General features: G+C 58.4%; 25 protein-coding genes, 3 tRNA genes and 1 pseudogene. 21 read left to right on the top strand and 8 right to left on the bottom strand.

Annotated elements, in window-relative coordinates:
• Positions 1–45 precede the first annotated feature (45 nt).
• The 6 genes and pseudogenes from GSF67_RS07840 (at position 46) to GSF67_RS07815 (ending at position 5233) form a co-directional block, all read left to right on the top strand.
• Complete coding sequence (locus GSF67_RS07840) at positions 46–768, top strand: ssDNA-binding protein (RefSeq protein WP_006314270.1); 723 nt, start codon at positions 46–48, stop codon at positions 766–768.
• 64 nt (positions 769–832) lie between these two features.
• A pseudogene (locus tag GSF67_RS26225) lies at positions 833–1258 on the top strand (DNA cytosine methyltransferase); the annotation flags it as partial.
• A 451-nt stretch (positions 1259–1709) separates the two neighbouring features.
• A complete protein-coding gene (locus tag GSF67_RS07830) occupies positions 1710–2420 on the top strand; it encodes a hypothetical protein (protein ID WP_176072002.1) in 711 nt (236 codons plus the stop codon).
• 25 nt (positions 2421–2445) lie between these two features.
• A complete protein-coding gene (locus GSF67_RS07825; RefSeq protein ID WP_006314272.1) occupies positions 2446–3066 on the top strand; it encodes a 3'-5' exonuclease in 621 nt (206 codons plus the stop codon).
• Complete coding sequence (locus GSF67_RS07820; protein ID WP_006314273.1) at positions 3066–4472, top strand: SNF2-related protein; 1407 nt, start codon at positions 3066–3068, stop codon at positions 4470–4472. The genes GSF67_RS07825 and GSF67_RS07820 overlap by 1 nt, the downstream gene beginning before the upstream one ends.
• 80 nt (positions 4473–4552) lie before the next feature.
• Positions 4553–5233 carry a hypothetical protein gene (locus tag GSF67_RS07815; protein ID WP_006314274.1) on the top strand — a complete coding sequence of 227 codons (681 nt, stop codon included), beginning with the start codon at positions 4553–4555 and terminating at the stop codon, positions 5231–5233.
• Between the two features lie 156 nt (positions 5234–5389).
• On the opposite strand, the gene GSF67_RS07810 is transcribed toward GSF67_RS07815, so the two are convergent.
• Positions 5390–5466 (bottom strand) — tRNA-Arg (locus tag GSF67_RS07810).
• A 42-nt stretch (positions 5467–5508) separates the two neighbouring features.
• The gene (locus tag GSF67_RS07805) at positions 5509–5814 is read right to left on the bottom strand and encodes an ETC complex I subunit (protein ID WP_006314275.1); all 306 of its coding nucleotides are present in this window, start codon (positions 5812–5814) and stop codon (positions 5509–5511) included.
• A 269-nt stretch (positions 5815–6083) separates the two neighbouring features.
• Here GSF67_RS07805 and GSF67_RS07800 point away from each other — a divergent pair.
• Positions 6084–6160 (top strand) — tRNA-Pro (locus GSF67_RS07800).
• Positions 6161–6212: 52 nt separating this feature from the next.
• On the opposite strand, the gene GSF67_RS07795 is transcribed toward GSF67_RS07800, so the two are convergent.
• Together GSF67_RS07795 and GSF67_RS07790 are read right to left on the bottom strand one after the other, a co-directional pair.
• On the bottom strand, positions 6213–7355 hold the full coding sequence (locus tag GSF67_RS07795; protein WP_006314277.1) for a ceramide glucosyltransferase: 1143 nt from the start codon (positions 7353–7355) through the stop codon (positions 6213–6215).
• A gap of 210 nt (positions 7356–7565) precedes the next feature.
• Complete coding sequence (locus tag GSF67_RS07790) at positions 7566–7835, bottom strand: DUF982 domain-containing protein (RefSeq protein WP_006314278.1); 270 nt, start codon at positions 7833–7835, stop codon at positions 7566–7568.
• A gap of 213 nt (positions 7836–8048) precedes the next feature.
• Between GSF67_RS07790 and GSF67_RS07785 the strand changes: the two genes are divergently transcribed.
• The gene (locus GSF67_RS07785) at positions 8049–8297 is read left to right on the top strand and encodes a BON domain-containing protein (protein WP_003522642.1); all 249 of its coding nucleotides are present in this window, start codon (positions 8049–8051) and stop codon (positions 8295–8297) included.
• Between the two features lie 60 nt (positions 8298–8357).
• Here the strand turns inward: GSF67_RS07785 and GSF67_RS07780 are convergent, their stop codons facing one another.
• Both GSF67_RS07780 and GSF67_RS07775 read right to left on the bottom strand, forming a co-directional pair.
• Positions 8358–8840: a DUF192 domain-containing protein gene (locus tag GSF67_RS07780; RefSeq protein ID WP_006314279.1), complete on the bottom strand. Its 483-nt coding sequence runs from the start codon at positions 8838–8840 to the stop codon at positions 8358–8360.
• Positions 8840–9418: a cold-shock protein gene (locus tag GSF67_RS07775; RefSeq protein WP_010971879.1), complete on the bottom strand. Its 579-nt coding sequence runs from the start codon at positions 9416–9418 to the stop codon at positions 8840–8842. Before GSF67_RS07775 ends, GSF67_RS07780 begins: the two co-directional genes overlap by 1 nt.
• 192 nt (positions 9419–9610) lie before the next feature.
• Between GSF67_RS07775 and GSF67_RS07770 the strand changes: the two genes are divergently transcribed.
• The 4 genes from GSF67_RS07770 (at position 9611) to GSF67_RS07755 (ending at position 13329) form a co-directional block, all read left to right on the top strand.
• Positions 9611–10051 (top strand): VOC family protein, encoded by a 441-nt coding sequence (locus GSF67_RS07770; RefSeq protein WP_006314281.1) that lies wholly within the window; start codon positions 9611–9613, stop codon positions 10049–10051.
• A 157-nt stretch (positions 10052–10208) separates the two neighbouring features.
• Positions 10209–11471, top strand: coding sequence for a YcbK family protein (locus GSF67_RS07765; RefSeq protein WP_006314282.1), 1263 nt, complete (start codon positions 10209–10211; stop codon positions 11469–11471).
• 133 nt (positions 11472–11604) lie between these two features.
• Positions 11605–12348 carry a glycosyltransferase family 25 protein gene (locus GSF67_RS07760; protein ID WP_006314283.1) on the top strand — a complete coding sequence of 248 codons (744 nt, stop codon included), beginning with the start codon at positions 11605–11607 and terminating at the stop codon, positions 12346–12348.
• Positions 12349–12849: 501 nt separating this feature from the next.
• A complete protein-coding gene (locus tag GSF67_RS07755) occupies positions 12850–13329 on the top strand; it encodes an ankyrin repeat domain-containing protein (RefSeq protein ID WP_246706515.1) in 480 nt (159 codons plus the stop codon).
• 170 nt (positions 13330–13499) lie between these two features.
• Here GSF67_RS07755 and GSF67_RS07750 read toward each other — a convergent pair.
• Positions 13500–13575: transfer RNA gene (locus GSF67_RS07750), tRNA-Lys, on the bottom strand.
• 281 nt (positions 13576–13856) lie between these two features.
• Between GSF67_RS07750 and GSF67_RS07745 the strand changes: the two genes are divergently transcribed.
• Positions 13857–14603 carry a cytochrome c biogenesis CcdA family protein gene (locus tag GSF67_RS07745; protein WP_006314286.1) on the top strand — a complete coding sequence of 249 codons (747 nt, stop codon included), beginning with the start codon at positions 13857–13859 and terminating at the stop codon, positions 14601–14603.
• Between the two features lie 27 nt (positions 14604–14630).
• The gene (locus GSF67_RS07740) at positions 14631–15569 is read left to right on the top strand and encodes an AEC family transporter (RefSeq protein ID WP_006314287.1); all 939 of its coding nucleotides are present in this window, start codon (positions 14631–14633) and stop codon (positions 15567–15569) included.
• On the opposite strand, the gene GSF67_RS07735 is transcribed toward GSF67_RS07740, so the two are convergent.
• A complete protein-coding gene (locus tag GSF67_RS07735; RefSeq protein ID WP_006314288.1) occupies positions 15553–16761 on the bottom strand; it encodes a UbiH/UbiF family hydroxylase in 1209 nt (402 codons plus the stop codon). The two genes, GSF67_RS07740 and GSF67_RS07735, sit on opposite strands and share 17 nt — an antisense overlap.
• Before the next feature lie 210 nt (positions 16762–16971).
• Between GSF67_RS07735 and pcsA the strand changes: the two genes are divergently transcribed.
• The 7 genes from pcsA (at position 16972) to glmU (ending at position 25100) form a co-directional block, all read left to right on the top strand.
• Complete coding sequence (gene pcsA / locus GSF67_RS07730; protein ID WP_035216007.1) at positions 16972–17697, top strand: phosphatidylcholine synthase; 726 nt, start codon at positions 16972–16974, stop codon at positions 17695–17697.
• Positions 17698–17908: 211 nt separating this feature from the next.
• Entirely contained in the window at positions 17909–19468 is a 1560-nt protein-coding gene (locus tag GSF67_RS07725; protein ID WP_035215876.1) for an ABC transporter ATP-binding protein, read from the top strand.
• Positions 19458–20549: an ABC transporter permease gene (locus GSF67_RS07720; protein ID WP_006314291.1), complete on the top strand. Its 1092-nt coding sequence runs from the start codon at positions 19458–19460 to the stop codon at positions 20547–20549. Before GSF67_RS07725 ends, GSF67_RS07720 begins: the two co-directional genes overlap by 11 nt.
• Positions 20549–21469, top strand: coding sequence for an ABC transporter permease (locus tag GSF67_RS07715; RefSeq protein ID WP_035215879.1), 921 nt, complete (start codon positions 20549–20551; stop codon positions 21467–21469). Before GSF67_RS07720 ends, GSF67_RS07715 begins: the two co-directional genes overlap by 1 nt.
• A gap of 38 nt (positions 21470–21507) precedes the next feature.
• Positions 21508–22581 carry a BMP family ABC transporter substrate-binding protein gene (locus GSF67_RS07710; protein WP_006314293.1) on the top strand — a complete coding sequence of 358 codons (1074 nt, stop codon included), beginning with the start codon at positions 21508–21510 and terminating at the stop codon, positions 22579–22581.
• Positions 22582–22794: 213 nt separating this feature from the next.
• Complete coding sequence (locus GSF67_RS07705) at positions 22795–23532, top strand: FadR/GntR family transcriptional regulator (RefSeq protein WP_035215880.1); 738 nt, start codon at positions 22795–22797, stop codon at positions 23530–23532.
• Positions 23533–23738: 206 nt separating this feature from the next.
• Complete coding sequence (gene glmU, locus GSF67_RS07700; protein WP_035215883.1) at positions 23739–25100, top strand: bifunctional UDP-N-acetylglucosamine diphosphorylase/glucosamine-1-phosphate N-acetyltransferase GlmU; 1362 nt, start codon at positions 23739–23741, stop codon at positions 25098–25100.
• Positions 25101–25208 lie beyond the last annotated feature (108 nt).

The following is a 25208-nucleotide window of genomic DNA, read 5'->3' as shown; positions in this document are numbered from 1 at the left end:
CCACAGCCGCTGCAACCGAACTACCGTGAAAAAGGAAACCGACAAATGGCAATCGAAGAAAAGTCCGACGGTCGCACCGTCCAGTTGAAGCGCGTTCGCCTCTCCTTCACCGACTCCCTGAAGGACAAAAAGAAGACGAGCGACGATCCCAAGGCCCTTCCGAAACACGGCTTGAACGTGATCAACGAGAAGGATTCGCCCTATTTTGATGAGAACAACAAGAAGATCATCGCTGCGATGAAGGCTGCTGGCGAAAAGGAATTCAAAAATCCTGACGCCTATAAGACCATCGCTGAAGATAACCCCAAGCGTGTTTGCTTTAAAAAGGGTGAGCGATTCAAGAACAAGGAAGGCAAGGTTTATGCGGGTTACGAAGGTAACACTGCATTTTCCGCATCAGGCCCGTCGGGCGGCCAGAAGCGGCCAAAACTTCTGGATCGTCGGAAGCGGATTCTCCGTGAACAGGCTGCAAAAGAGCAGTTGCAGGCGGGGAAGGTGTTCGAAGAAGCCGAAATCCTCGATATCTTCTACGGTGGCGTCATTGCCGACGTGATTGTTTCGTTCTTCGGCACGAAAAAGGGTTCGAACGGCATCTTCGCTTCTGCCGAAGCTATTCGCTCTCACGAGGAAGGCGAACGCATGGGCGGCGGTATCTACGTCGACGCAGACGACTTCGACGATCTCGAAGAAGATGACAGCTTCGACAGCGGTCCATCGACCTCCTCGGAAAAAGAGACCAAGTCCTCTGACGACGACTTCGACTTCTGATCCAGCGGAACTGGCGACGCAGAAACGTCGCCAGTTTCAACTTTCGAGAGGAATTTCTTGAGCCATGGGTGCGAAGCCATATGCCCTCTACAACGAGAACGACGAACACGCCGCAGATTGGCTCGAAAACCTTATTGCCCTTGGAGTCATTGCGCCGGGCATTGTCGATCGACGAAGCGTCGAAGATTTGCGTGGGGATGACCTTAGAGGATTTCGACAGGTTCATCTTTTCGCTGGCATCGGAGTGTGGAGTTACTCCCTCCGTCGCGCTGGCATCTCGGATGATACTGCAGTTTGGACTGGAAGCTGCCCCTGCCAACCTTTCTCCGCGGCAGGCAAAGGAGCAGGGATGGATGACGAGCGGCATTTATGGCCTGCGGTCCTCCATCTCCTCGGAGAGTGCCGCCCTGACATCTTTCTTGGAGAACAGGTTGCAAGCGCTGACGGCCTCGGTTGGCTCGACCTTGTACAAACTGACCTGGAAGCGGCGAGCTACGCCATCGGGTCGGTTGATACCTGCTCTGCGGGCAGTGGCGCACCGCACATCCGGCAAAGACTCCGTTTCAGTGCCTACGATATTCGATCTGCCTCAAGTCGGCGATCCGACCTGTCGATCCTCAGACGGGACTTCGGGTCCGGATTACGCGGGAGGATTATCGCTTCCGACAACAGCACAATTGTCGAACTGGGGAACTCCCACGGCGACGGAACCGGGCGGAACGGCCGAGGCGTATGTCGCTCGCTCAATCGAAAAAACGGGGAACCTGGCGCCGACGATGCTAGCGCATCAAGCGCCATTGGCGGGATGGACTACAGCTTCAGCGAGGGACTGGAAGGATTCCGGAGCGGACATATCTCCGAGACCGGACAACGGCAAAGAGCGACTGGATCAACTCCCACGACAGGCGAATTTGGCCGGTTGGCCGACGACAGATGCAAACATGGGATCGGGAGGCCGGAAGCCGAAAGACCAACTCAAACTCGTTCGGGAGAATGGCAGCAAAGTCCAGTTTACGATCAATCATGCTGCATTGTTGAGCGGCTGGCCCACGTCGACGACGACCAACAACGGCAAGGGCGAGACACCGGAGGCGCGTCAGGCGAAGGGATTTGGTCTGAACCTCGCGGACGCGACGAGTTTGACGGGATGGTCGACACCCACCGTGGCGGAGAGGGAGCGACGACCGGAAGTGATCGAGAAGATTGCACGGGATCGCCTCGAGAAACACGGTCAGACGACAGTGCCGCTCTATCACTGCGAACAGGCTCAATTGGCCGCGTGGCAGACGCCGACACTGGACAATTTCCGGAAGAGGGGCGGGGATCGCAGCGACGAGTTGGGGCCGCAGGAACTGGTCGACTGGACGAAGGTGTCTTTGTTGGCCGAATTGAACGGCCCGGCCCGACTAACGGCTTTTGGCGAGATGCTGATTGGCTCTTTTGCCGAGATGGAAAGTGGCGGCCAGTTGAGCCCTGCACATTCCCGTTGGTTGATGGGGCTGCCTTCCGTTTGGGATCTGGCAGCGCCTTTGAAGGCAAGTCGCGCCAAGGGATGCTCAAAGGTTACGGGAACGCCGTCGACGCGGAAGCGACGCGCGTCTTCATTGAGGCTTGTGCCGACTTCTTTGCTGATTTGGATGCTCGCCGCGTGAAGGCGGAATTGATTGGAGACCTGCTATGAAATTCACCGACCTCATGATCGACTTGGAAACCCTCGGAACTGCTGTGAACGCGCCCGTGGTTGCAATCGGCGCCGTTTTCTTCAATCCCGAAACCGGTGAACTCGGTGAGACCTTTGATGCCGCGATCGATGTTGAAGACGCAATGCGCTACGGCAAGGCTTCAGGGTCAACGATTCGCTGGTGGCTCGGGCAGGGCGACGCGGCGCGCCAGAAGGTCGTGCGCGGCAAGCATCCGTCGCACCTCGTTTTCACGAAATTCCACGAGTTCTGCCTGAAGCACGGCGACAACGTTAAGCCTTGGGGCAATGGTGCTTCGTTCGACATCTCGATCCTCGAATATGCGTTCGGGCGGATTATTGAGAAATCGGCCCCATGGAAATTTTGGAACGTCTGCGACTGTCGGACGATCAAGCGTCTCGCCGACGGGATTGTTACTTTCGATGAAAAGCTCGAGGGAACGGCACATACGGCACTCGATGATGCCAAACACCAAGCTAAGTGGGTTTCCGTATACTGGAGGGGGTTACGTCGTCGAGTTCATCCAACACATGAGGAGAGGCAGGCTGCGCCTATGCCTGTCGTCAAGACATCATCGGACCTGCTTGACGGTCTCTGATGTTCCTTCGTACCCGCTCAGCCTTGCGTGCCGGCCAACAGGCAATCAGTCGCATCGTCCGCACTGAAAAGGCGAAGCTGATCATCAGCGGCATGGGTTCGGGCAAGACCGGAGCCACGCTGGACGGATTAACCTATCTGCTGAATCGCTTCGACGTGGAGCACGTCCTCGTGATAGCGCCGCGCTATGTTGCCTTGAACACATGGCACGACGAGGTGAAGGCGTGGGCACACACACAGGCGATTTCCTGTGCAGTCGCCGTGGGCGACGCCTCCGAGCGTGCCGCCGCTATCGCGCAGCGCGCCGAGATTACCACCATCAATCCCGAGAACCTTCCATGGCTGGCGAAGCATATCCGCACGGTTGAGAACTGGATTTGGGATACAGTCATCATCGACGAGTCCAGCCGCTTCAAGGCGGGTGAGGCCCGCACAAAAGCGACCAAGACGAAGCGCGCCGACGGAACTGTCCGTGCTTCGAAAGGTGGCAACATGACCCGGTTTGGTATCATAACGACGGCGCGCAGGAAGATCGAGCGCATATTCCTGTTGACCGGTACGCCAGCGCCGCAAGGTGTCATCGACCTGTGGGCGCAGTCATATCTTCTGGACCAGGGGAAGGCCCTCGGCCGCAGCAAGTCGGATTTCGAGAAAGAGTATTTTGACCGGGATCGCTACACGCATGCCGTGACGATAAAGCCGGGGGCGGAAGCAAAAATCCTGTCGAAGATTGAGCATCTCATCGTCACGATCCCGCAGGAGAAAGTGGCCGATGAACCTCAGTTCATTCCGATGCCGGTCGATCTGCCAGCGAAAGCATTCGAGGAATACAAAGACTTCGAGCGCACGCTTTACACCGAGCCTTACGACGTGGAGGCGGTTTCGAGTGGCGTCCTTGCGAACAAGCTCTTGCAATTTGCGAATGGCAGTCTTTACCGGGAAGATCGAAGCGTTGTTGAAATTCATGACGCCAAGCTGGCGGCATTGGAAGAACTCGTCGACACCGCACACGGCGAAAACCTGCTCATTTTCTACAGCTTCAAATTCGACAAGGATAAAATCAAGACCCGGTATCCCGATGCTGTGGTCGCAAACGATTATAAGGGTGATCTTGTCGGCGACTGGAACAAGGGAAAGATCAGAAAGCTGCTGGCACACCCGGCATCGATCGGACATGGCACCAATCTTCAATACGGCGGACATATTGCCGCCTGGTATGGTCTGACGTTCTCCCTCGAGCTTTGGCAACAGGCGAACATGCGGCTACCACGACCAGGACAGACGAATCAGGTCTTGATTTACCCTATAATTGCTCGCGGAACTTACGATGAAAGGGCGCTCTCAGTCCTCAATCGTAAGGAGGCGACGCAGGATCACATCATTCGAACCTTTGCAATGAAACCTTGACTTTCACATTAGATGTGACATTTCATGACGGTGAATCGGGCCCCTTGGGGTCTTGATATTCCGTTTTGAAAGGATTCATCGTGAGCGTTCCCTTCCGGACACCTGAGAAACAGGTGCATCCTGAGTTTGCCCGACGCCTGCTGCAGGCTGCCGACAGCAATCCCCAGGTGCCGGCGCCAAATGAAGGTCGGCTCCGCTGGTTTGTTGAACAGCTTGATCGCCGCGGCTACAAAACTTCGCTGGAGACCGTGCGAAAATGGCTTTCGGGCATGACAGTGCCACGGCAGAAGATGTACGTACCCCTCGCTGAGATCCTCAAGGTTGACGCCGGCTGGCTTGCTGCCGGCACACCAGCGAAGGCGACCGGTGCGCAACAGCGTGCAAACATCATGTCTGAGCAGGGTGCCGCTAACGTAGTTGCTGGCTTTATACAGATGGACGGTGGGCAGGTCGCGGTTCCTCAACCCGACGACCGTGCAGCGCACGATAAGTCTGTCGACATGCATGCAATCATCCGCGGTGCAAAATACGACCTCACGATAACGACTCTCGTTCAGGGTCAGTTTAGAATCCCCGTCAACGCATCTGAGAACATCATTCTTGCCGTCGCACGCGACCCAGACTCAAGCTTCGGCGTAAAGGTGCTGGAGATCGAGTGGGATCGAGCACTGGAAGCCGGAAAACTCGAAAACGGAGCAATCGTTTTGAGCGATGATCTTTCCCCTTGGAAGGAAATCAAGTCGTTCACGGAGAGGCTGTGATAGTGACTGTGGTATCGTCATTTTGATACCATGAAACATACCACAATCTTTGCGAGATTTAACGATCCGCTCCGAGACGCATAGATACGCACACCACCTGAGAATGCAGAGTTTCCCGGCTTTCTGAGACGCATACAGATGTTTGGAGAGGAAAAGTGGCGACCCCTGCAGGACTCGAACCTGCGACCTACTGCTTAGAAGGCAGTTGCTCTATCCAGTTGAGCTAAGGGGCCGTCATGCCGGGCAGCGATGCTGCCGGCGAAAACTGTAGTGTTTCAGTGCGTCCAAGGGTGGGTGCGGTTGAAACGGAAATTGTCGGTGTAGGAAACCACCTTGCGGGTTGCTTCCTTCGGCAGGATGACGCGGTATTCGATGCCCTTGCGCTGTGCATAGGCTTCGGCCTGTTCCTGCGTCTCGAATGTCAGCTTGACCTGCTGCTTCATGTCGGAGCTGGAGGTGTAGCCCATGATCGGATCGATCTTGCGCGGAACTTCGGCGTCGAATTCCAGAACCCAGACATTGGTCTTCGCCGTGCCGGATTGCATGGCGGTTTTTGCAGGGCGGTAAATCTTCGCAGACATGTCGAAACTGCTCCGGTTGGACAGTGGGGCGTTTACATCCCCGAATTATTCTTCACGTACCTGAATAGAATAACCAAATCGTGTCAGGAACGTTGAATTTGAAATGGACTGACTTCATGTGAGAGTCAAGACGATTATCCCGCGCTTTCCTTATCCCACCGCTGCCACCCCGGCCGTGGATTTTGCCGATCTAGGCCATGACTGAACAAAGATGAATTTCCCTGTTGCGGACTTCAGGTGAACCGTGTATTCCCCAGCCATCGCCTCGGCGGAGTGTAGCGCAGTCTGGTAGCGCATCTGGTTTGGGACCAGAGGGTCGGGAGTTCGAATCTCTCCACTCCGACCATTTTAAAGCTGAACATCAGCTTTCCGGCGTAACTCCCAGGAAATATTCTCAATTATTCCGCAGGCGGACCGGCCAGAGTGCTCTCCGCCGTCCCGATCGTCATGACATTGCCGCGCCATGCCACCGCGCTGCCGATCCAGCTGCGCGCCCAGACGACGGGCATGATCAGGTCGCGGGCGATCATGGCCGGCAGCGTATAGAGCGATACCGGCCAGCCATTGAGGGCAGCGAGCGCCAGTTCCGGGCCGAACATGAGGGCGAGGACGACAGAGGCGGTCGCGGCGAGGTTCACATCCATCATGGCGGCGGCGGTAAGCGCGAAAAGAAGCGGCGGCAGCGCGCCGGTCAGGATTTCCGGTGCGAAATATTGCGGAAAGGTCACGCGTCTCAGCCGCGCCCAGCGGGTCTGGCGTGACCAGATTTCGCCGGCATGGCGCTGGCCGAGCGGTTGCTCGAATGGGGCGGAGACCAGATGCACCTTGCGGCGGGCGCTCCGCACCAGCTTCGTGGACGCGGCGTCCTCGGCGATTTCGGCGGCGAGTGCGCGAATGCCGCCACGGTCCTCTAGGAACGGCTTGTTCCACAACATCGATTTGCCCTGTGCGAAACCGATGCCGATCGCTTCCGCCGCATATTGCCAGCGGCCCTGCGAGCCATTGAGGAAGGCGCATTCCACATTGGCCCAGAACCCCACAGGGCGGGAACCGAGCGGCGGAGAGCAGACCAGCCCGCTATCCGGCCGCCAGGCCGACATCATGGTGGCTATGTAGGACTTTGGCATCAGCACGTTCGAATCGGCGAGAATCACCCATTCATATTTGGCGGCGCGCCAGCCCTTGACGCAATTGTTCAGCTTCGGATTGGCGCTGACGCGGTCGTCACCGATCAGCAATTGCATGGAGACCGAGGGAAATGCGGCGGCGGCTTTGCGGACTTCCGCGATCACGGGATCGAATTCGTCCGCGACGCAGAACAGCAGCTCATAATCCGGCCAGTCGAGCCCGAAGGCGCGCGAGAGCGTCAGCGGCGTGAAGTTTTCGACGCCGCGTAGCGGCACCACCAGCGAGACCGGCGGCTTTTGCCGGACAAGATCGTTTTCCGCGTCCCGTCTCGTCAGTCGCCAGCCGGCGAGAACAATGCCGAGAAGATTGAAGGCGAGGAGCATAATTGCGCAAAGGGCAAAGACGGTTTCCATGCTGGCCAGTTCCACTCCCAAGCTTTCGGCGGTTCACCCGCCAATCGATTCCATGGAATTCGTCTCTGCCGATTATAACGTTTGCGTGACAGTTACATGTCATGATCGGCAGGCGCGAGGCTGCGCCGTGCATGAAAGCGCTGCGGAAGCCTCGCGCAAAGAAAAGCCCTTCATGAAGAAGGGCTCAATCATCATGACGGTCAGTGACTTTTAGTGGACGTTCAGGATATGGGCATGACTGCTTGCAACGAGAAACGATTCCCGTGCTATCTCGATGTCACATTTGCCGGCAATGGCATTGAGGCAGTTTCTGCGCGCTTCTTCATATTCAGGCCCATGTTCCTCGGGCCAGCGGTACATCAGCATGTCGAGCGCCACCAGCGGGCTGTAGATCTCCACGGCGACGCAAAGCGGCAGGTGGATGGCCACCGGTTTCATCCACGAGGCGTGGTGACACGGCTCTGTTCTGTTGATCAGCATGTCATTTTCCTCCCTGTTTCACGCGCCTTCATGGCGGTGTTTGCTCCCATGCGCGAAATGCTTGCCTCACGAAATGGTTCCCGATCACCTAAAATGTGATCGATCAGGGGGTTCCAATTTTCCAAGATGAATGGAAGATGAACAAATAGATGAACCGGAGATGAACAAAACCGCCCTTGAGGCGTTGTTGTGTCCATAAGAAGGAGAACGCATATGTTCAATTTGTCAGGCATTCAGGAAAGCTTCTTCGGAGACCGCATGGCCGGCGTATGCCAGGCGATTACCTCGGCGCTGGCCTTCGAATCGGGTCTCGAAAAGTCGCGCATTTCCGCAACCGTCGAAAATGACGTGATCTATCTGGAAGGCACGGCCGATTCGGTCGAGGCGATCGACATCGCCATCAATCTTGCCGCTTCCATCTCCAATTGCCGGATTTTGAGCCATATCGAGCCGGTTTACTGATTATTGCGCCAGCCGGGCGACAGGTCGTCCGGCTCATTCAGACACAATAACGCGGCAATGTTATTTCCGGTTGCCGATCTGCGCGCTGCGGACCATGTCGCCAGGCTTGATGCCATAACGTTTCGCGGCGCCGCCATTCAGCTCAAGCACAAATTTCACGGGCCCGCGGGAGCTGATGATCGCTTCCGAATGGGGAACCGCGTTTTCATGGATATGGGTGATTCGGCCGTCACCGGCGATGAACAGCATATCGAGCGGGATGAGGGTGTTGCGCATCCACATGGCGACGGCGCGTGTTTCACCAAAATCGAAAAGCATGCCGTTTTCTGGCGGCATGGACTTGCGGAACATCAGGCCCTGGGAGCGCTGGGCGTCGTCCAGTGCCAGTTCGGCAACGAAGTCCTGGGTTTTACCCGAGGTCGTCTCGATGGTCAGCGGCTCGGAGGTGAATTTCTGGCGTTCCTGAGAGTGTGCGGCGCCGGCTAGCGTGAAAAAAACAAGCGCCATGACGGCGCTTTTCAGCATGGGACGCAGGCCGGACATCAATGCGACATCCCGATGGAAACCGGGTTATCGGGATGGATTTCCGCCGCCATCAGGCCCTTGTCGCCATCGCCGTAACGCACCAGCACCACCTGGCCGGGGCGTAGCTCCGTCAGGCCGAAACGGCGCAGCGTTTCCATATGCACGAAAATATCTTCCGTTCCTTCGCCACGCGTCAGGAAACCGAAACCCTTGGTGCGGTTGAACCACTTGACGATGGCACGCTCAAGCCCGCTATGCGGCGTCACCTGCACATGGGTGCGCACCGGCGGCAGCTGCGACGGGTGAACGGCGGTCGACTGATCCATGGACAGGATGCGGAAAACCTGGAAACCGCGGTCGCGCCGCTGGATGAGGGCGACGATGCGCGTGCCTTCAAGGATGGTCTGATAGCCGTCGCGGCGCAGGCACGAGACGTGCAGCAGCACATCCTGTGTGCCGTTATCGGGCACGATGAAGCCGAAACCCTTGGCGACGTCGAACCATTTCACGACGCCGGTGATTTCGGTCAGGTCGACGGCATCGCCCGAAAGGTCCTCGACATCGACTATCGTTTTCGATGACATCCTATCAGCCATATCCTGCCAACCCCTCGATTACGCGCCATACACCGGTCAACTGATTCCTGTGCGCCAGATTAACATCTTGGTAACGGTTTCACGCAAGCCCTAGTTTTTGATTTACGCACCTGCTTTTATGTCGCCGTCCTTGTCCGGGGCTTGCCATCGTGCGTTTAAAGGCTTCGGACCCGTGTAATGGAGAGGAATAAAATGCGGTATCTGCACACGATGGTTCGCGTCAAAGACCTTGGCGAATCACTTAAATTCTACGTCGACCTTCTGGGTCTCACGGAAATACGCCGAATCGAGAATGAAAAAGGCCGGTTTACGCTGGTGTTTCTTGCCGCGCGCGACGACATTGCTGCGGCGAAGGAAAACAAGGCGCCGTGCCTGGAGCTGACCTATAACTGGGATACCGAGGATTATACTGGCGGCCGCAATTTCGGCCACCTCGCTTATGAAGTCGACAATATCTACGACTTCTGCGCGCGTCTTCAGCAGAGCGGCATCGTCATTAACCGGCCGCCGCGCGACGGGCACATGGCTTTTGTGCGCTCACCGGATGGTATTTCATTCGAAATTTTGCAGAAAGGCGAAAGCCTCGCACCAGCCGAACCGTGGATATCTATGCAGAATACCGGTTCCTGGTAGGGTTTTTTGAGCGAATACGGGCGGTTTTTCGCGCACTTGCCTTGTCCCGAGGGGATGAGGCATAGTCCGCGAATCAAAAACGGCCTGTTCCGTTTCGGGGAAGCGCACGATTCCGTTGCCGTGCTGCTGGTGAAAATGCAAGATACGGAGGCCATCCATGAAAACTGCAGAGAATGCGAAAGGACGCCTTTCCTGTAAGCGTTTTGTCGTCGCGGTTTCGCTGCTCGGGCTTTCCGGTTGCGTTTCGGCGGTGACGGATGACGAGATGGCCGCCACGACAAAGAAGCCGGAAATCGCCGCACAGCACAAGCCGCAGACGGCCGCAGCAGCCGTTGCTTCGCCGGCGACCGGCGCGCAGCCGGGGCATTATGTGGATCCCGCCGTCGCATCGGCGGCCGGCGTAAACAACGTTCCGGCCCAGCACCAGGCGCCCGGTAGTCCCGCACAGGGTTATGGTGCAGCCGCCGATATAGGCGGACTGACGACGCAGCCGACGGCGATTTCCGCCGGAACGTCCAGCATCTATTCAACAGCGACGCATTCCGGCTCTGCAGCCGCTCAAGGCATGGCCGCAGCCCAGGGCGGTTCCGCCCAGAAAATCATTCCCGCCGTCAGCAGCGTCTATTCCGCGCCGATACAGCCGTCCCAGCCGCAGCCCGTTGCCGCGCCGGTCGCTGTTCCGGTAGCCGCTCAGGTGCCGCCGGAACAGCATAGCGAAAATCGTCAGCCCGCTGCCGTGCCGGTGCCGCAGCCGGACCAGCGCGCGGCTGCGCAGCCTGCCACCAATGCCGGAGCGACGGTTGAGGGGCGGGAAGGCGAGGGCAGGAGCCTGACGCTTGCGGCGTTTTTCGCCGGTGCTGCCAAGAAGCGTCTGCCAAAGATGATCGAAAGCGGCACGGCCGGTAACACCGAGGTTGCCGCCTTGTCCGGAGCGGCTGACGGGTCGATGGGTATTGCGCTTTCCGGCCGCTCGATGATGTCCGAGGAATTCGACGACGCTCACCTCGATGAAGAGGATGACCAGCCCACCGGCCTGATGAAGCTTGCCTCCCTCTCGGGTCTCACCCGCGTTTCCCCGAACGGGCTTTTCCTGCAGACGGACCACGTCGAAGTCGGCTGTTTCAAGCCGGAACTGTTACGGATGATCAAGGATGTGGAGCGTCACTATAACAGTCCGGCGATCGTCACCTCCGGTTATCGCCCGCCGAAGGGAATTAGGCAGGGCTCCAAGCACTACACTTGCGATGCCGCCGACATCCAGATCAAGGGTGTTTCCAAATGGGAACTCGCCACCTATCTGCGTTCCCTGCCGGATCGTGGCGGCGTGGGCACCTATTGCCACACTGAGTCAGTGCATATGGATACCGGCGAAGCGCGGGACTGGAACTGGCGCTGCCGCCGAACCGCCGCGCGCAAATAAGCCCGCTCGTTTTTTCGGCATCACGGCCATTCGGCGCACCTTCCGATAAGACTGGAGATCGCAGCCGCATGGACGGATGGCCCGGCTTGCTATAGGAGGCGGTTCGTTATGTCCCGCTTATGGTGCCTTGCGAATGCAGCCTGTCTCGACTTTCCCGATCTATATCGTTTCGATTGCGCGCGCACGGGCGCGGCTGGAGAAGATGCTGGAAGGCGCCTCCGGCCTCGGTCTCGACCTGCGGCCAGTAGAGGGGGTGGACGGCAAGACCATTTCCCCTGATGACTGGCGGGATTTCGACCGGCGCGGCTTTGAGCTGCGCAATGGCCGCCACGCCCTGCCGGGAGAATATGGCTGTTACGCCAGCCATATCAAAGCGCTTGAAATCTTCCTCGCGACCGATGCGCCTGTCGCCGTGATCGTCGAAGATGACGTTGCCTTCACGCCGGATTTCTCGGAACGGGTCAAGGCCATGGTTGCGGTGATGCCTGACGACGCCATCGTGAAACTGACCAACCACCGTCGAAAGGGCTTCAAGGGCCGCAAAACCAGTGCCATTGGTGATACGTTCGGCCGGTGCATCTATGGCCCGCAGGGCTCAGCTGCCTGCTACATCATCTCTCGTAGCGCCGCGGAGCATTTCCTAAAGGTGGCACGAAGGATGACGCTGCCCTTCGACCGGGCTCTTGAATGCGGCTGGGGTTACGGCACCAAGGTTTACATCACCGACAAGGATTTCTTGCCATTCCGCGACCCGGATACTCTGATCGGCACGCGCGACGAATATAGGGGCAGCAAGTTCGCCCGTTTCAGCCGGGTTCCTGCTTATCTTTCCAGCTTTTACGACAATATCGCCCGGTACATCTACGCCTATCGGTAGGGATGGTCGTCCTGAGCCGGCAGGGCCGAAACATAGCGCAACCAATCGCGCGCTCTGATGGGAATGTTATGACCTGTCCGCGTCAAAATGCCTGATGTTGCGTGAGATAATTCTCCGTTACGATATACGCAGTTAAATCACAGCCTGGAAGTGTCCGAAATGTGGGATTTTTTCCCGATAGTCTTCTTGCCGTTCAAGCTTCTCGTGTTAGGCATCGGCATGTTTTTCGCCATCAAGTGGCATCACGATCAAGCCAAAAACAAGTAGAAAATCAGCGGACCCCAGCGCCCGTTGATCAGTAAAACACAACGCGTTCACTCCGGGTGGGGGCGTGCCGGCATGTTGAATTTATCGGCTGACAAAGACCGGAACCTGAACTAGACATAATATATTAGACGGCGATACTCATAACGTTGGATCGCAATGCTACTGCGCTGGTCTCTCATCGTCCTGCTAACTTTCGGACTTTCCCTCGATTCCGCCGCTGCGACGGAAACCGACGTGGTGGGCGCCTTCCACCACGCCGTTCAGGTGGGCGATGTCCAAACCATTCGAACCATGATTGCGGCTGACCCCGGTTTGGCCACGTCAAGGGACAAGTTCGGTTTCCAGCCGATCCATCTTCTCGACATGTACCCCGAAGAGGAGGTGCTCAACCTTCTGCTTAAAAATGGTGCCGACATCAACGCAGCGAACGACGAAGGCGTCACCATTCTCCATATCATCACCGATCCAGACACCGTTTCCCTGCTTGTAAAGCGCGGTGCGAATATCGAGGCCCGCGATGAGAGGGGATGGACGCCATTGATCATGCAGGCGAATAATCAGCAGAACGGTCCTGATGTGGTGGCTGCGCTTCTGGCCCAAGGCGCAGACCCGAATGCCGCGGGCTCCGCGGGTGAGACTGCTCTCTCATTTGCAAAACAAACTGGCGACGCGGCTCTTGTCCGTATGCTGATCGCAAGTGGTGCAAAGAAATAGCGCTGGCGGTTTAGAGAGTGTCTGTGCCGCCGCTACAAAGAAGCGAGGCTATGCATCACGTCGGTTACAGCAATGTCCGCAGCTCTGACAGGATCATTAGCTGCGACACATATGTGAGGATGATCTTACCGGCGTGAAGAGTATTTTCAACGGTAAGTGCTTGATTCCCTTGGTGAGAGCGCAGGGATTCGAACCCTGGACCTACTGATTAAAAGTCAGTTGCTCTACCGGCTGAGCTACGCTCTCCCATGTCCGGGCTTGGTTGCCCTTCGGAAGTGCGCGGAACATAGGTAGAGCGATCCGTTCGGTCAACCCAAAAAAAGCGGTTTCGACACGCAATACGGTTTTTTTTGTCGCACCCCCAAAAAGGTGATTGGAGAGAGGGGGCGGCTAGGGATAAAACCGGCTTCAGACGTGTCGGGCAGACGGGTGAAATCGTTTTGCAGCAATGACATGCACGAAAATGAAGCGTGAAGCATCGGCGATTATTGAGAATCGCCGGTCTTTGCGGGCTGCGGAGTTCTTTCTTGTCGATTGCCGATATTTCCCTGTTCAGCGCGCTTCTGGCTGGCGCTCTTTCATTTCTCTCGCCCTGCGTCCTGCCGCTGGTGCCGCCTTATCTCTGTTATATGGCGGGTGTTTCGGTCGAGCAGTTCAGGACGGAAGAGACTGCGCCGCGGCCGGAGGTTCGCAGGGCCGTGCTGTTTTCGGCTTTCTGCTTCACGCTGGGTTTCGCCACGGTGTTTGTGGCGCTGGGGGCCGGTGCCTCGACGATCGGTACGCTGCTGCGCCAGAATCTCGATATTCTCGCCAAAATCGGCGGTTTCATCATTATCCTCATGGGCCTGAATTTCCTCGGTGTTTTCCGCATCGGCCTGTTTTCGCGCGAGGCGCGGTTTCAGGGGGCGGGCAAGCCCGCCACGCTGTCCGGGGCCTATGTCATGGGTCTTGCTTTCGCCTTTGGCTGGACGCCCTGCATTGGCCCGGTTCTGGGGGCTATCCTCGGGGTTGCCGCGTCGCGTGATACGGTGGGGGATGGCGCGATGCTGCTTGCGGTCTATTCGCTTGGCCTTGCGGTGCCGTTCTGGATCGCGGCGGCGTTTTCCGGGTCGTTCATGCGTTTCCTCGTCCGTTTTCGCCGCCATCTTGGGCTGGTGGAAAAGCTGCTCGGTGTGCTGCTGGTGCTCACCGGTCTCGCTTTCATGTCCGGTTTCATCACCAATGTCGCGATCTGGTTCCAGGAGACCTTTCCGATCCTGATGCAAATCGGCTAAGCCTCTCGCGGATGTGAGGGAACGACCGTGGCTGATATCATTGGACTGCTGTTGCCGTTTTTTGGCCTGATCTTCATCGGCTACGGTGCAGCGCGCATAACAAAACAGCCGGTCGAGGCGATGGGCTGGCTGAATACCTTCATTATCTATGCCGCTCTGCCGGCGCTGTTTTTCAAGCTTGTCTCCAAGACGCCGGTGGAAGAGCTGGCGCGGATGGATTTTGTTGCCGCCAGCCTTGCCTGCACCTACGGCATTTTCTTGGCTGTGTTCGTGATCGGCCGATTCGTGCGCCGGAACAGCCTCGCCGAAACCACCATCCAGAGTTTCGCGGCCAGCTATGGCAATATCGGTTATATGGGGCCGGGGCTTGCGCTCCTGGCGCTTGGCGAGAAGGCGGCGGTGCCGGTGGCGCTGATCGTCTGCCTTGAAAACGCCGCCCATTTCATCGTCGCGCCGGCGATGATGGCGGTTGCGGGCGGGGACAAGCGCTCAGCCGGCAAGCTCGCGCTGGATGTGGCGCGCAAGGTCATCACCCATCCGTTCATCGTCTCGGTCATCGCCGGATTTCTCGCTGCGTCGCTGTCATGGCAGCCACCGGAGGCGGTGCAGCGGCTGGTGGATTATCTGGCGCAGTCGGCGGCACCCTGTGCGCTGTTTGCCATGGGGGTGACGCTGGCGCTGCGGCCGATGAAACGCGTTCCGGTGGAGATCAGCTATATCGTGCCGGCCAAGCTGATATTGCATCCGCTCGCCGCCTATCTGGTCCTGTCGTCGCTCGGGCGGTTCGAACCGGTGTGGATTTACTCCGCGGTGTTGCTGGCGGCGCTGCCGACCGCGACGAATGTCTTCGTCATCGGCCAGCAATATCATGTCTGGCAGGAGAGGGCGTCAGCCACGATCCTGATTTCGACGGTGCTGTCGGTCTTCACGCTGACTGGCGTGGTTTATTTCATCCAGCCTTTTTGAAGCTGCCGAACAGCAATGATGGCAAGGCCTTCAATCCGCGCCCCGGCTCGATGCCTTCGCGCATCACCATGCTTCTGAGCGTGCCGATGCCGGAGAGTACATGCAGACCGGCCGCGCGCGCCATCTGCACCGGCAGGAAATCGGAAAGCAGCGAGCGGTTCAGGAGATCAACGCTCAGCGTGCGGCTATAAACATCCGCCCGCCGTTTGCGGTCGAAGCTGCTGCCGGCGTCCGCCGCGATCGGCCGGTCGGAGACGGCGCCAAGCAGTTCCGTCAGTGCAATGATGTCGCGCAGGCTGAGGTTCAGCCCCTGCGCGCCGATGGGAGGGAAGCCATGCGCAGCTTCACCGATCAGGGCGACGCGGCCCTTGCCGAAGCGGTGCGCCGTCATGGAGGAGAGCGGCCATGCCTGCACGCTGTTTTCCACGGTAACCGCGCCGAGCATGGATTGCATGCGTTCCTCGACCTTCAGGCTCAAGGTTTCCAGCGGCAGCGCCGTCAGTTCTTCCGCCTGCTGTGGGGTGACGACCCAGACGAGGCTGGAGCGGTCATCCGGCAGGGGAACCTGGGTGAAAGGCCCCGTCGGTGTGTGGAATTCCGTGGACACATTGCCATGCGGACGGCTGTGGGAAAAATTCAAAACCACGGCGGTCTGCGGATAGGACCAGGATTTGACGCCGATGCCGGCCGCTTCCCGCACCATCGATTTCCTGCCGTCGGCACCGATCAGAAAATCGGCGGAAAGCACTTCACCATCCGCGATCGTGACCGAAATCCGGTCATTGCCGATGTCGATCGTCTCGGCGGTTGTGTCGAGGCGGGTAATATTGTGTTCCTGTTCCACTGCTTCGCCGAGAACGCCGAGCAGCGCCTCGTTCGGGATATTCCAGCCAAAAGCATCGAGGCCGATTTCGGAGGAGCGGAACTGCACGGTCGGCGCGCGCAGCAGGCGGTCGGTGCCGTCGATGATCTGCATGGTGGAAAGGCGTGCGGCGGACGGCGCGATGCGTGACCAGAGGCCGAGACGGTCCATGAAGCGAATGGACTGGTCCATCAACGCCGTGGTGCGCTGATCCTTCTTTTCGCTTGAAGGTGCGATGAGCGCCACATGGCGGCCGGCCCGCGCCAGTGCGATGGCCGCGATCTGGCCCGCAAGTCCCGCACCTGTTATGGCGATATCGAAGTGTCTCATGGTCGTGATCCATTGTTATTTCCAAAACATCATAGAGGCTTTGGGCGGGTAAATCCACTTTCGCGCCGAAACATCCGCACACAAACATTCGTTGGTTGCGACGCTATATTAGTCTTAGGATAAGCGGATTGAGCCGGTTGCAAAGCGTGGTGAATGGCCGCATACCGGAATGAACAGGGCGGATGGAAAAACGGGGCGCAGGCGCTGACCATGAAAATTTTCAACTATAAGCGTGTTCCCTATGCGGAAATCCGCGCCTTTTCCGTTCATATCTTGACTGCGTCCGGGTCGTTTCTGGCTTTTCTTGGTGTCGTCGCCGCGTCTGAGCACCGTTTCGTCGACATGTTCTGGTGGCTGGGGCTTGCGCTTCTGGTTGATGGTATCGACGGCCCGATTGCCCGCAAGGTGCGGGTGAAGGAAGTGCTGCCCAACTGGTCCGGCGATACGCTCGACAATATCATCGACTACGTTACCTATGTGCTCTTGCCCGCCTTTGCGCTGTACCAGAGCGGCATGATCGGCGAGCCTTTGTCCTTCGTGGCGGCCGGCATGATCGTGGTATCGAGTGCGATTTATTATGCCGATATGGGCATGAAGACGGATGAATATTTCTTCTCCGGCTTTCCGGTGGTGTGGAACATGGTGGTTTTCACCCTGTTCGTGATGGATGCCAGTGCAACCACGGCCATGACCGTCGTCACCGTTTCGGTGTTCCTGACATTTCTGCCGATCAACTTCCTGCATCCGGTGCGGGTGAAGCGGTTGCGGCCGCTTAATCTCTTCGTCGTGGCCATCTGGTGCGCGCTTGGCGGTTATGCGCTGCTGATGCATTTCGAAACGCCGACATGGGCGGTGATCGCCTTCGTGGCGAGCGGCATCTATCTTTATTGCATCGGTGGAATTTTGCAGTTTTTCCCCTCGCTCGGCGCGAAATAAGAAAAAGTTAAAGCCGTTTATTGCTTGTGCAAATTGCATTTAAGCAGCGTCTTTTTCAGTTGTGCGCAGCAGCAAAACAGTTATCAATACATCATGATGGCGCGGCATTGCATACGACTTGCGGCGCTATTGGGAACAATGACCGCGGCCGTTGAAACGCCTCGCAGAAGGCATGGACGTCCGGTGAGAGAGGGAACTCGTGACTGGAACTTTGGCACCGGAGGCCATGCCTCTCCTGTCCGTTCGCAAGCTGACCAAGCTGTTCGGCAATTTCGCCGCCTGCAACGGTATCGATCTCGATATAGCGCCGGGCGAAATCCATGCGCTTCTGGGTGAGAACGGTGCCGGCAAGTCGACGCTGGTCAAAATGCTATTCGGCGTGCTCTCGCCGACCGAGGGCGACATCATCTGGCAGGGCCAGCCGGTTTCGGTGGGCTCGCCCAGCGAGGCCCGCAGGCTTGGCATCGGCATGGTGTTCCAGCATTTTTCGCTGTTCGAGGCACTGACGGTTGCTGAAAACATTGCCCTTTCGCTGGACCCGAAAATTTCATTGAAGGAAATCGCCAGGGAAGCGGAACAGCTTTCGCGCGCCTACGGTCTGCCGCTCGACCCCAATGCGCATGTGGCCGATCTGTCGGTCGGCGAACGCCAGCGCATCGAGATCGTTCGCGCCCTGTTGCAGAACCCGCGCCTCATCATTTTGGACGAGCCGACCTCGGTCTTGACGCCGCAGGAGGCCGACAAACTGTTCGAGACGCTGGCAAAATTGAAGGCCGAAGGCCGCTCGGTGCTTTATATCAGCCATCGTCTCGAAGAGGTGCAGCGCATCTGCGACCGCGCCACCGTGCTGCGGCATGGCAAGGTGACGGGCGCCTGCGATCCGCGCAAGGAAACCCCCGCATCTTTGGCGCGCATGATGGTGGGCAGCGATGTCGCAAGCGTTTCGCGACCGACAGGCGATGCACTCGGTGCGCCGCAGATCGAGGTCATGGGGCTGTCGGTTGCGCCGCGCACGCCCTTTGCCGTGGCGCTTAAGTCGATTTCGATGAATGTCCGCTCCGGCGAGGTGCTGGCGATTGCCGGTGTGGCCGGCAACGGGCAGGGCGAGCTGTTCGATGCGCTTTCCGGCGAATATCCCGTCTACAATAATGATGCCATCCATCTGCGCGGCAAGCCGGTCGGTCGTCTCGGCATCAATGGCCGGCGGCTGATGGGCGCCGGTTTCGTGCCGGAAGAGCGGCACGGCCATGCTGCCGTTCCCGGCATGAGCCTTTCCGACAATCTGTTGCTGGCGCGGGCGCGGTCCGACCGCAAGGTGTTTCTGACCGGCGGTTTCCTGCGCATTGTAAGGGGCTCGACAATTAAGGCGGCGGCGCGGCGTATTTCTGAAACCATGGATGTGCGCAAAAGCGGGGCCGATCCGCTGGCGGGTTCGCTTTCCGGCGGCAACCTGCAGAAATTCATCGTCGGGCGCGAACTTGACCGTCAGCCTTCCGTGCTTGTCGTCAACCAGCCGACCTGGGGTGTGGATGCGGGTGCCGCAAGCCGCATCCGTCAGGCGCTGGTCGATCTTGCCAAGGCCGGTTCGGCGGTCATCGTTATCAGTCAGGATCTCGATGAAATCTTCGAGGTCGCCACCAATATCGCAGTCATTTCCGACGGCATGCTTTCCGAGGCCCATCCCGTGGAAGAGATGACGCTTGAAAAGATCGGCCTGTTGATGGGCGGCATTCACACGCCACAGTCGGGAGCCGCCCAGCATGCGCATTGAGCTTGAAAAACGGGCGGGGGTCTCCCGGCTTTTCACCCTGCTTTCGCCGCTTCTGGCGCTGGTTTTGACGCTGCTTGTCGGCGCCGTCATGTTCGCCATGCTCGGCAAGAACCCGCTCGATGCGCTTTACGCCTTTTTTGTCGAGCCGCTGCTCGAGGTCTGGTCGCTGCACGAGCTGGCGATCAAGGCAGCACCGCTGATCCTGATCGGCGTTGGTCTCTCGATCTGTTATCGCTCCAATAACTGGAATATCGGCGCGGAGGGGCAATTCACCATCGGTGCGATTACCGGATCCATCCTGCCGGTGCTTTATCCCGACTGGCACTCGCCGCTCATCCTGCCACTGATGATGGTGATGGGCGCCATCGGCGGCGCGCTTTATGCCGGTATTCCGGCGCTGTTGAAGACGAAGTTCAACACCAATGAAATCCTCGTCAGCCTGATGCTGGTCTATGTCGCGCAACTTTTCCTCGACTGGCTGACGCGCGGCATCTGGCGCGATCCCGGCGGTTATAACTTCCCGCAGACGAAACCCTTCAACGACAGCGCGGTGCTGCCGGAAATGCTGGCATCGGGCCGGGCGCATTGGGGTTTCGTGTTCGCCATCGTCGCCGCCATCGCGCTGTGGTTCATGATGCGCTACATGCTGAAGGGCTTTGAAGTCACCGTGCTTGGCCAGTCGGCAAGGGCAGGGCGTTTTGCAGGTTTCTCATCAAGCCGCATGGTGTGGTTTTCGCTGCTGCTGTCAGGCGCGCTGGCAGGGCTTGCCGGCATTTCGGAAGCCTCCGGTTCCATCGGTCATCTCCAGCCCAGCATTTCGCCGGGTTACGGCTTTACCGCCATCATCGTTGCTTTTCTCGGTCGTCTCAATCCGCTCGGAATCATCCTTTCCGGGCTGGTGCTGGCGCTGACCTATCTCGGCGGCGAGGCGGCGCAGCTCTCCATCGGCGTGTCAGACAAGGTGACGCGGGTGTTTCAGGGGCTGATGCTGTTCTTCGTCCTCTCCTGCGACACGCTGATCTTTTACCGCATCCGGGTCGTCTTCACCGGCAAGGCACATCGTAAAGAAGGAGCGGCATGATGGATATGCTTCAGGCCATTCTTCTCACCGTCATCACCGCCGCCACGCCGCTGGTCATCGCCGCCTCCGGCGAGCTTGTGGCGGAGCGCTCCGGCGTGCTCAATCTCGGCGTCGAGGGCATGATGATCATGGGCGCGGTCTGCGCCTTCGCCGCTACGCATATGACGGGGTCTCCCTATCTCGGCATTCTGGCCGGCATTGCGTCGGGCGCGGTCTTCTCGCTGCTGTTCGGTTTCCTGACGCTGACGCTTGTCACCAATCAGGTGGCAACGGGCCTTGCACTCACCATTCTCGGGCTTGGTGTTTCCGGCATGCTGGGCGAAAGTTTCGTCGGCCTGCCGGGCATCAAGCTGCAGCCGATCGTCTTTCCGGTTCTGTCGGAAATTCCCTTCATCGGGCCATTGCTGTTCCGGCAGGACCTGATCTTCTACATGTCCATCGCGCTGGTCTTCGGCATCAGCTGGTTCCTGTTCAAGAGCCGCGCGGGCCTGAAAATCCGCGCTATCGGCGATAACCACGCCTCGGCCCATGCGCTCGGCATCAATGTCATCCGCACGCGGTATCTGGCGGTCATGTTCGGCGGCGCCTGTGCGGGTCTTGCAGGAGCTCAGCTGTCGCTGGTCTATACGCCGCAATGGGTGGAAAACATGTCGGCCGGGCGCGGCTGGATTGCGCTCGCACTTGTCGTTTTCGCCTCTTGGCGTCCGTGGCGCCTGCTGGCCGGCGGTTATCTGTTCGGTGCCGTCACCATCGGCCAATTACATGCGCAGGCCTTCGGCATTGGCGTACCGTCGCAGCTGCTTTCGGCACTACCTTACCTTGCAACTATTGTCGTGCTCGTGATCATCTCGCATAATCGCCGCACGACCTTGATCAACACACCGGCATCGCTGGGCAAATCCTTCGTGCCGGACAGGTGAAGAAAAATCCTCAAGTCTCCAAACCAACAGGGGTAAAAATGAAAAAACTGGTCATCGCACTTGCCGCGTCCGTCGCGGCGCTCGGAGGCGTCGTTTCCTCCGCTGAAGCCGCCGACGCCAAGAAGGTCTGCTTCATCTATGTCGGCAGCCGCACCGATGGCGGCTGGACGCAGGCGCATGAAATCGGTCGCGAAGAGCTGCAGAAGCATTTCGGCGACAAGATCGAAACGCCGTTCCTCGAAAGCGTTCCGGAAGGCCCGGATGCCGAGCGCGCCATCGAGCGTATGGCCCGTTCCGGTTGCGAACTGGTGTTCACCACCTCCTTCGGCTTCATGGATGCGACCGTGAAGGTGGCCCAGAAGTTCCCCAAGGTGAAGTTCGAGCACGCCACCGGCTTCAAGACGGCTGAAAACGTTGCGACCTATAATTCGCGTTTCTATGAAGGCCGCTACATTCAGGGCCAGATCGCTGCGAAGATGTCCAAAAAGGGTCTTGCCGGTTACATCGCCTCCTTCCCGATCCCGGAAGTGGTGATGGGCATCGACGCCTTCGTTCTCGGCGCGCAGTCGGTGAACCCGGACTTCAAGCTCAAGGTCGTCTGGGCCAATACCTGGTTCGACCCCGGCAAGGAAGCCGATGCTGCCAAGGCGCTGATCGACCAGGGCGTCGATATCCTGACGCAGCACACCGACACGACGGCACCGATGCAGGTTGCAGCGGAACGCGGCATCAAGGCTTTCGGTCAGGCTTCCGACATGATCGCGGCCGGCCCGCAGACGCAGCTGACCGCCATCAAGGACACCTGGGGCGCCTATTACATCAAGCGCACGCAGGCGCTTCTCGATGGTACCTGGAAGTCCGAATCCGTCTGGGACGGCCTGAAGGACGGCATCCTGACCATGGCGCCCTACACCAACATGCCTGACGACGTGAAAAAGATGGCCGAGGAAACCGAAGCCAAGATCAAGTCGGGCGAGCTGCACCCCTTCACTGGCCCGGTGAAGAAGCAGGACGGCTCGGAATGGCTGAAGGCGGGTGAAAAGGCCGAAGACAAGGTTCTGCTCGGCCTCAACTTCTACGTTGCCGGCGTGGACGACAAGCTGCCGCAATAATGCGGATTCTCTTCCATTACTGATGAAAGGCCGCACATGAAACTCATGTGCGGCCTTGCTTATTTTCATACGTTTTATTGTGCGGATGAAGTTTGTCTTTGCTTTTCACGCCACTTGATGTTTTTCACTATAATCTGACTTGAGATACACACGTCAGGCGCGATTTTTTGAAATCGCCAGCCGAACGGAAGGAAATGACATTTGCAGCGCGGAATGCTCGATGCGGCGATCGGTTTTCGAAAGCTGCGGACAAATCATGCACAGGTCGTTCACAAGCTCGGTCTCGATATCGTCTCCGGCACCTTCAAGACGGGTGACATCCTGCCGGGTGATGCCGATTTGATGGAACGGCTGAAAGTATCCCGCACGGTGCTTCGCGAGGCGATGAAGACGCTCACCGCCAAGGGCATGATCTCCCCCAAGGCGCGCATCGGCACTCGGGTAACGGAGCGAGAAAGCTGGAACATGTTCGACAGCGAAGTGCTGCTCTGGCACTTCGAGGCGGGTGTCAGCGAGGAATTCCTGCTGCATCTCTACGATATCCGCCAGGCTTTCGAACCCTATGGCGCGGGTCTTGCAGCCACCAGAGCAAAAGATGCCGATATTGCGAGGCTCGTCGCTTACGCCAACGAGATGGGCAACACTGCCTATTCCAAGGAAAAGCGGGCGATTGCGGACATGAATTTTCATGTCCTTATTACCGAAATGTCCGGCAATCCGTTCATGCGCACCGTTGGTTCGTTGATCAAGGCGGCGCTGGCGGGCATTTTCCGGATGAGCAACCCGGAAGCCGATCCCAACGAGATTTCCGACGTGTCTGCCTCTCACCTGCGGCTCGTCGAAGCGTTTCGCCTGCGCGATGAGGTTGCGGCCCGGCGCGAGATGGAAAGGCTGATTGAAAACGGCCGTCAACAGATACTAGAATTCACGGCCCGAAACTCCTGCAGATAGATCATGCCAGCCTGCCGCCGATCACGTTTGATGAAAATCGGCGTGGAAATTTGGTGGAGATTTGCATGGTTTCTTAAGTGGGGCGCCGTTATAGCAGTGCCGGAAAGAAATCACCCATACGCCTGTCCGCGATACCGGCCGGCGTAAAGTCAAACATTGCCCCTGTCCGGGCCGCCTGTGGCCGGTGACGGGGTGTTGGAGGTCTTATGGAGCGTAGCTCTCTAGCCGTTATTCTCGCAGCGGGCGATAGCACGCGCATGAAGTCTTCGAAGTCCAAGGTACTGCATCCGGTCGCGGGACGTCCGATGATCGGGCACGTGGTGGAGGCGGTTGCTGGAGCGGGCGTCGGCGCGGTGGCGCTGGTCGTCGGGCGCGATGCCGACAATGTCGCTGCCGCTGCAAGTCTCAAGGGCCTCCAGGTGGAGGCCTTCCTGCAGAAGGAACGCAAGGGCACCGGCCATGCGGTTCTCGCCGCACGCGAAGCGATCGAACGCGGCTTTGACGACGTCATCGTTGCTTATGGCGATGTACCGCTCATCACCTCGGCCACGCTCGACAGGGCGCGCGAGGCGATTGCCGCCGGTGCCGATGTGGCTGTCATCGGTTTTCATACCGATCGCCCCACGGGTTATGGTCGACTTCTGGTCGAGAATGGCGAGCTGGTCGCGATCCGCGAGGAGAAGGACGCCACCGACGAGGAACGCAAGGTCACCTGGTGCAACAGCGGATTGATGGCCATTAACGGCCGCAATGCGCTGGATCTGCTGGACCGGATCGGCAATAGCAATGTGAAGGGCGAATATTATCTGACTGACGTCGTCGAGATCGCCCGTTCTCTCGGCCGCCGCGCCATCGCCATCGATGCACCGGAAAAGGAACTGACCGGCTGCAACAACCGCGCTGAGCTCGCCTTTATCGAGAGGCTCTGGCAGGAGCGGCGCCGTCACGAATTGATGGTCGACGGCGTTTCGATGATTGCGCCAGAGACCGTGTTCCTTTCCTTCGATACAAAGATCGGTCAGGATGTCCTGATCGAGCCCAACGTCGTTTTCGGTCCCGGCGTGACGATCGAGCCGGGTGCAACCGTTCATGCGTTTTCGCATCTTGAAGGCGCTCACCTGGCCGAAGGTGCGGTTGTCGGTCCGTTTGCGCGGTTGCGTCCGGGGGCAAACCTGCACGCCAATGCCAAGGTCGGTAATTTCTGCGAGGTCAAGAAGTCCGAGATCGGCGAGGGCGCCAAGGTCAACCATCTGACCTATATCGGCGATGCTTTCGTGGGTGCAGGCAGCAATATAGGCGCGGGTGCCATCACCTGTAATTATGATGGTTACAACAAGTCCGAAACGCGGATCGGGGCCAACAGCTTCATCGGCTCGAATTCGTCGCTGGTCGCTCCCGTCACCATTGGAGAGCGGGCCTATATCGCCTCCGGCAGCGTGATTACCGATGACGTGCCGGCCGATGCGCTGGCTTTCGGGCGCGCGCGCCAGGAGGTGAAGCCGGGCAGGGCGGTCGCCCTGCGTGAGCGGGCGAAAGCGCAGAAGGAAGCGAAGAAAAAGTCCTCTTGAGAGACGTTACCGAGCGATACTGAAAGTGACCGGCGGCATAATTGCCGATTTCAGAGAAACGGTTAAAGCATTTCCAGTAAAAGTGCGCAGCGGTTTTACGTCCGGAAA

It is taken from the genome of Agrobacterium sp. CGMCC 11546 (genome assembly GCF_013365515.1).
GTDB lineage: Bacteria > Pseudomonadota > Alphaproteobacteria > Rhizobiales > Rhizobiaceae > Agrobacterium > Agrobacterium fabrum.
This window is presented reverse-complemented; position numbering and strand designations above follow the sequence as displayed.

Excerpts from the sequence above, each read along its gene's own strand:
- GSF67_RS07840 (WP_006314270.1), top strand. The coding sequence starts at position 46 with ATGGCAATCGAAGAAAAGTCCGACGGTCGCACCGTCCAGTTGAAGCGC.
- GSF67_RS07830 (WP_176072002.1), top strand. The coding sequence starts at position 1,710 with ATGGGATCGGGAGGCCGGAAGCCGAAAGACCAACTCAAACTCGTTCGG.
- GSF67_RS07825 (WP_006314272.1), top strand. The coding sequence starts at position 2,446 with ATGAAATTCACCGACCTCATGATCGACTTGGAAACCCTCGGAACTGCT.
- GSF67_RS07820 (WP_006314273.1), top strand. The coding sequence starts at position 3,066 with ATGTTCCTTCGTACCCGCTCAGCCTTGCGTGCCGGCCAACAGGCAATC.
- GSF67_RS07805 (WP_006314275.1), bottom strand. The coding sequence starts at position 5,814 with ATGTCTGCGAAGATTTACCGCCCTGCAAAAACCGCCATGCAATCCGGC.
- GSF67_RS07795 (WP_006314277.1), bottom strand. The coding sequence starts at position 7,355 with ATGGAAACCGTCTTTGCCCTTTGCGCAATTATGCTCCTCGCCTTCAAT.
- GSF67_RS07790 (WP_006314278.1), bottom strand. The coding sequence starts at position 7,835 with ATGCTGATCAACAGAACAGAGCCGTGTCACCACGCCTCGTGGATGAAA.
- GSF67_RS07785 (WP_003522642.1), top strand. The coding sequence starts at position 8,049 with ATGTTCAATTTGTCAGGCATTCAGGAAAGCTTCTTCGGAGACCGCATG.
- GSF67_RS07780 (WP_006314279.1), bottom strand. The coding sequence starts at position 8,840 with ATGTCCGGCCTGCGTCCCATGCTGAAAAGCGCCGTCATGGCGCTTGTT.
- GSF67_RS07775 (WP_010971879.1), bottom strand. The coding sequence starts at position 9,418 with ATGGCTGATAGGATGTCATCGAAAACGATAGTCGATGTCGAGGACCTT.
- GSF67_RS07770 (WP_006314281.1), top strand. The coding sequence starts at position 9,611 with ATGCGGTATCTGCACACGATGGTTCGCGTCAAAGACCTTGGCGAATCA.
- GSF67_RS07765 (WP_006314282.1), top strand. The coding sequence starts at position 10,209 with ATGAAAACTGCAGAGAATGCGAAAGGACGCCTTTCCTGTAAGCGTTTT.
- GSF67_RS07760 (WP_006314283.1), top strand. The coding sequence starts at position 11,605 with ATGCAGCCTGTCTCGACTTTCCCGATCTATATCGTTTCGATTGCGCGC.
- GSF67_RS07735 (WP_006314288.1), bottom strand. The coding sequence starts at position 16,761 with ATGAGACACTTCGATATCGCCATAACAGGTGCGGGACTTGCGGGCCAG.
- pcsA (WP_035216007.1), top strand. The coding sequence starts at position 16,972 with ATGAAAATTTTCAACTATAAGCGTGTTCCCTATGCGGAAATCCGCGCC.
- GSF67_RS07720 (WP_006314291.1), top strand. The coding sequence starts at position 19,458 with ATGCGCATTGAGCTTGAAAAACGGGCGGGGGTCTCCCGGCTTTTCACC.
- GSF67_RS07715 (WP_035215879.1), top strand. The coding sequence starts at position 20,549 with ATGGATATGCTTCAGGCCATTCTTCTCACCGTCATCACCGCCGCCACG.
- GSF67_RS07710 (WP_006314293.1), top strand. The coding sequence starts at position 21,508 with ATGAAAAAACTGGTCATCGCACTTGCCGCGTCCGTCGCGGCGCTCGGA.
- GSF67_RS07705 (WP_035215880.1), top strand. The coding sequence starts at position 22,795 with ATGCTCGATGCGGCGATCGGTTTTCGAAAGCTGCGGACAAATCATGCA.
- glmU (WP_035215883.1), top strand. The coding sequence starts at position 23,739 with ATGGAGCGTAGCTCTCTAGCCGTTATTCTCGCAGCGGGCGATAGCACG.